The sequence below is a fragment of the Oscillatoria sp. HE19RPO genome (assembly GCF_024220515.1).
GTDB lineage: Bacteria > Cyanobacteriota > Cyanobacteriia > Cyanobacteriales > Laspinemataceae > Laspinema.
Genome location: NZ_JAMXOT010000427.1, coordinates 1 through 5512, shown reverse-complemented (window position 1 = coordinate 5512; position 5512 = coordinate 1). Strand labels below are relative to the sequence as shown.

Below are 5512 nucleotides of genomic sequence, written 5' to 3'. Positions count from 1 at the left end.
AGAGAATTCACCCTCAATGTAGAGGCGATTCGAGAATCGCCAGTCAACCCAGGATGGGCTGTGCCCACCGTCCTAACCGTTCGCAGATTAAGAGAATTCACCCTCAATGTAGAGGCGATTCGAGAATCGCCAGTCAACCCGGGATGGTAGGGCCACCGTCCTAACCGTTCGCAGATTAAGAGAATTCACCCTCAATGTAGAGGCGATTCGAGAATCGCCAGTCAACACAGGGTGGGCTGTGCCAACCCGACTCCTCCTCATACTCAGGCAACCCTTAATTTGTAGGGGCGCTTCGGGAAGCGCCTCTACATTCCATAACTCTTCGGGGTGATTAAATTGCTCATCGGGACAGGCGATCGCTCTCGCGCGTCTACATGAAATCACGATATGGGGTGATTAAATTTATCATCTGGACAGGCGATCGCTCTCGCGCGTCTACATGAAATCACGATATGGGGTGATTAAATTGCTCATCTGGACAGGCGATCGCTCTCGCGCGGCTACATTCCATAACGATATGGGGTGATTAAATTGCTCATCTGGACAGGCGATCGCTCTCGCGCGTCTACATGAAATCACGATATGGGGTGATTAAATTTATCATCTGGACAGGCGATCGCTCTCGCGCGGCTACATGAAATCACGATATGGGGTGATTAAATTTATCATCTGGACAGGGCTACTCCTTTAGTCCGCCTCTTGATGCCAACACCTTGACAGGGCTAATTCCTGGTAGACCTATCCAGAGTGGGAGATTTGCCCCCCTGAAACCGACCTGGACCGGATTGGGGAGTACCCCTGGCCCCTTTGCCGATCGCGTGCGGGTTACCCACCCTAGGCTAACTTGGGAAAATTGCGCTAGTTTTGATGAGGACTCCACCGTAACCTCATTGACCCCCAGTGATGATCAGGGCCGCGATCGCCACCGAAGATCAACCCAACCCGCGACGGATTCAGGGTTTGACCCGAACCCACCCCCGATTCCCTAAACAGCCATTGCTGTCCCACCTATAGGTTATTAGCTATCGAAGATCGAGGAAAAAACTATGGTAGGAATTGACGAGATCGTTCGGGCGATTCTGGCGATCGCTCGCGTTGCCACTCCCGTCATCATTAATACCGCTAGACGCAACGAATTAGTTATTAAATTACTCAAAAAATTTCAAATTGATGCAGACCATCCTCCGGCAGATTTTACCGGAGTTTATCGGTATGCCTTAGTCGAATATGGCATTCAAAACCTCGATAACTTCAACGTTGACCAACTCCAACTCGTCCTCGAACTCTTCCGCCAAAACGAAATTTATCAAGGCTTTCGGAAAGCCTTCGATCGCAACGACCCCTATACCCTCCTCAGCGAAGCCGAATCCTACATCGATGGTTTTGCCTTGGGGGATAAAATTCGCGAAAGCCATATTGACTATCAGCGGGAACTGGCAAAATTTAGCAGCATTTTCATGGAAATTGCTAACCGCACCCGCACCCCTGCCGAAGTCTTGGAATTTCGCAAAATTGAAGATTTGCGGTACAATACCAACCAAATTTTAGAGCGCCTGGAAAACCTCAATGCCCTAGAAGACCTCCGCCAAGAAATTGCCAAACTCACCGCCAGCGAACCCGACCCCATTCTTCCGGCTGCGGGAAACCAACCCCGCCTTAACTCAGCATTTGCGCGGCAATTACGCAACTGGCTAGAAGCATTATATGACTTCGAGTCCTACGAAGTTCAAACCGCTACTTACTTTGAATGGATTATTAATATCCGCGCCCGTCGCGGGTTCGATCGCATCGTAGTTCGGGGCATCGAAGGGGAAGTTACGATTAGCGATGTCAATCATTTACGGGAATCTGTCGAGGTTCAAAAAGCCGATGAAGGCTGGTTAGTTGCCCCGAGGCGGATTAGTCAAGCGGCAGTTGATATTGTTGAAAATGATGAGGTTTTATTCTGCTACACCTTTGACGAACTCATCGACGAAGTAGCAGATTTTAGTCGATATATCGACTGGTTAGAAGCCGAAGTCATGCAGCGAGACATTGAACGCTTATATGTCCCCCTGGCCTGCACCAAAGAAGAATTAGACCCCATCACCCACCAACGAATTGCCAAAAGTCGGTACGATGAACGCAACGGCTGGATCGACCGCTATATCAACCGTTGGGTGGATGACCCGGCGAAAGAACATATCTCAATTTTAGGGGAATTTGGCACGGGAAAAACCTGGTTTGCCCTTCATTATGCCTGGGAAACCGTTAAGAAATATCGCGATGCCAAAGAAGAAGGATTGCCTCGTCCTCGCCTGCCTTTGGTGATTCCCTTACGGGATTATGCCAAAGCCGTCAGCGTCGAATCCTTGTTTTCAGAATTCTTTTTCCGTCAGCATGAAATTGGCTTACCCGGTTACTCTGCCTTTGAGCAATTAAATCGCATGGGCAAATTGTTATTAATTTTTGATGGCTTTGATGAAATGGCCGCCAAAGTCGATCGCCAACAAATGATTAATAACTTTTGGGAACTCGCCAAAGTCGTCGTTCCCGGGTCCAAAGTCATCCTCACCTGTCGGACGGAACATTTTCCCGAAGCTCAAGAAGGACGCGCCCTTTTAAATGCGGAATTAAAAGCCTCCACTGCTAATTTAATTGGGGCAACGCCTCAATTTGAAGTCCTGGAAATTGAAAAACTTAATTCCAACCAAATCCGCGATGTCATTAGCAAACGGGCAACAGCGGCAACGGTGGAAAAAGTCATGAGAAATGCCAAATTATTGGATTTGGCAAAACGTCCGGTGATGATTGAGTTAATTTTAGAAGCCTTACCGGAAATTGAGTCAGGAAAACCCATTGATTTATCCCGAATTTACTTTTATGCCGTGCGCCGAAAAATGGAACGGGATATTAAAACCGAACGCACGTTTACCTCAATGGCGGATAAATTATATTTCCTCTGCGAACTATCCTGGGAAATGCTCTCTAGCGATCGCATGAGTCTCAACTTCCGAGAATTTCCCAACCGCCTGCGTCGCCTCTTCAGTACCGTAGTCCAACAACAAAAAGATTTAGACCACTGGCATTATGACATGATGGCTCAAACCATGCTGATTCGTAATGCCGAAGGAGATTATACCCCCGCCCATCGCTCACTCTTAGAGTTTTTTGTCGCCTACAAATTTGCCGTGGAATTGGGCATTTTAGCCCCGGATTTTGCAGAATTTGCCGACCTCAAACAGTTTCCCCCTCCGTCCGAACTCTCCCAAACCTTTGGCAAAGCACCCTTAACCCAAGCGGTTTTAGAGCTATTATTGCCCAGTGTTGACCCCGGAGAAACCACCAAAACCCGATTATTACAATTAGTCCAATCCACCCAAGGTCAATGTGAAAATGAAGCGGGATATCTAGGCGGAAATGCGGTCACTTTACTGTTAAAACTCGACCCCAATGCCCTAGATAATAGTGACCTCCGAGATACAGTCATCTTAGGGGCTGATTTTACCTCGGCCAATTTACGGAATGTCAATTTAGCCCAAGCGAATTTAAAATATTGTACCTTTACGACCGTATTTGGGACAGTTTTATCCGCAGCATTTAGTCCCGATGGGGAGTGGTTTGCCACGGGAGATGCCAATGGGGAAATTTATTTATGGCAAGTGGAGGGTAAACCCTTGGTGTTGTGCCAAGGACATTCTGCCGCAGTCTGGTCCGTGGCAGTCACCCCCGATGGCAAAACCCTGGTTTCGGGTAGCGATGATGGCACAGTTAAAACCTGGGATATCCGGACGGGGAACTGTTTACAAACGTTAGAGGGTCATAGCCATTTTGTGCGATCGGTCGCCGTTACTCCTGATGGCAAAACTATCGTTTCCGGGAGCAACGATCGCACCCTTAAACTCTGGGATTTAGAAACCGGCAACTGTCATACAACCTTATACGGACATGGTAGCATCATCTGGTCTGTAGCCATCACTCCCGATGGCAAAACCATCGCCTCCGGTAGCGCAGATCAAACCGTGAAACTCTGGGATGTGGAAACTGGCGTCTGTCGCAAAACCCTAGAGGGACATACAGAGTGGGTTTTATCCGTGGCAATCACCCCGGATGGCATCACCCTCGCCTCCGGTAGTGCGGGAGGAACCGTGAAACTCTGGAATTTAACCACAGGAAACTGTCATACAACCTTAGAGGAACAGAGTAGTTCCGTTTGGTCCTTAGCAGTTGCTGCGGATAACCGCACTCTGATCGGAGGCAGTGCTGATGGGACGGTGAAAGTCTGGGATATGACCACCGGGGACTGTTTACATCGGTTACCGGATCATAATAGTCGGGTGGGAACTGTGGCAATTGCTCCCGATGGCCGCACTTTGGTCTCCGGAAGTGATGACGAAACTGTGAAACTTTGGGATATTGTGCGAGGAGAATGCCTCACCACCCTACAAGGATATGCCAGTGCGGTATGGTCCTTGGCCCTCGCCCCCGATGGCAACACCCTCGCCTCCGGCAGTGCCGATCGCCGCGTCAAACTCTGGGATTTAACCACCGGGGAATGTTTGAATACCGGGCAGGGACATCCCAGTAAAGTGCTATCGGTCGCCATTCCCCCCACGGGAGACTATCTCACAAGCATTAGCGATGATGGCACTCTCCATCGTTGGGATATGCAGACAGGTGAGCCTCTCACCACCCCCTGGAACCCCCCCAGTTCTGGGGAAGTGATGGCATTGTCCCCGGATGGTAAAACCTTAGCCTGCGGGAGTGCGGACTCTACGGTAAAACTCTGGGATTTGCAAACGGAACAGGGGATGAAACCCTTACCCGGCCATACCAGCGCGGTCGTCTCTCTCTCTTTCAGTAGCGATAGCACTATCCTGGTTTCCGGGACCGATGATGGCACAATGAATTTGTGGGATTTTCGGACAGGGGAATGCGTGAAAACTTTACAGGGTCAAGGCGATTACGTCTGGGCCGTGGCAGTTTCCCCGGATGGGAAAACCCTCGCCTCTGGCCGGGAAGATGGCATGGTGAGTCTCTGGGATGTAGAAACCGGAGACTGTATCAAAACCTTCGATGGACATGGGAGTGCCGTGTTATCCCTGGTGTTTCATCCCGAGGGGAAAACGCTGGTATCTGGGAGTTATGATGAAACAATCAAAGTGTGGGAGTTGGAGTCAGGAGAGTGTGTACAGGCGATCGTGAATAAACCCTATGCCGGGATGGATATTACCGGGGCGACGGGATTAACCGAGGCCCAAAAAGCCACCCTCAAGGCATTAGGGGCGATCGAGCAGTAGAGTTTATAAAGATAGCCCTGTCCAGGTAATAAATTCAATGACCCAAAATGTGAAAAAATGTAGCCGCGCTGCGAGCGATCGCCTGTCCAGGTAATAAATTCAATGACCCAAAATGTGAAAAAATGTAGCCGCGCTTCGAGCGATCGCCTGTCCATAAGATAAATTCAATGACCCAAAATGTGAAAAAATGTAGCCGCGCTTCGAGCGATCGCCTGTCCATAAGATAAATTCAA

Annotated in this window: 1 protein-coding gene; it reads left to right on the top strand. The window is 49.4% G+C overall.

The window, feature by feature from the left end:
- Positions 1-1046: 1046 nt before the first annotated feature.
- The gene (locus NG833_RS28620) at positions 1047-5279 is read left to right on the top strand and encodes an NACHT domain-containing protein (RefSeq protein WP_254568669.1); all 4233 of its coding nucleotides are present in this window, start codon (positions 1047-1049) and stop codon (positions 5277-5279) included.
- Positions 5280-5512: the final 233 nt, after the last annotated feature.

What these genes read in the sequence shown, in the direction of transcription:
- NG833_RS28620 (WP_254568669.1), top strand. Translation starts at nt 1,047, where the DNA reads ATGGTAGGAATTGACGAGATCGTTCGGGCGATTCTGGCGATCGCTCGC.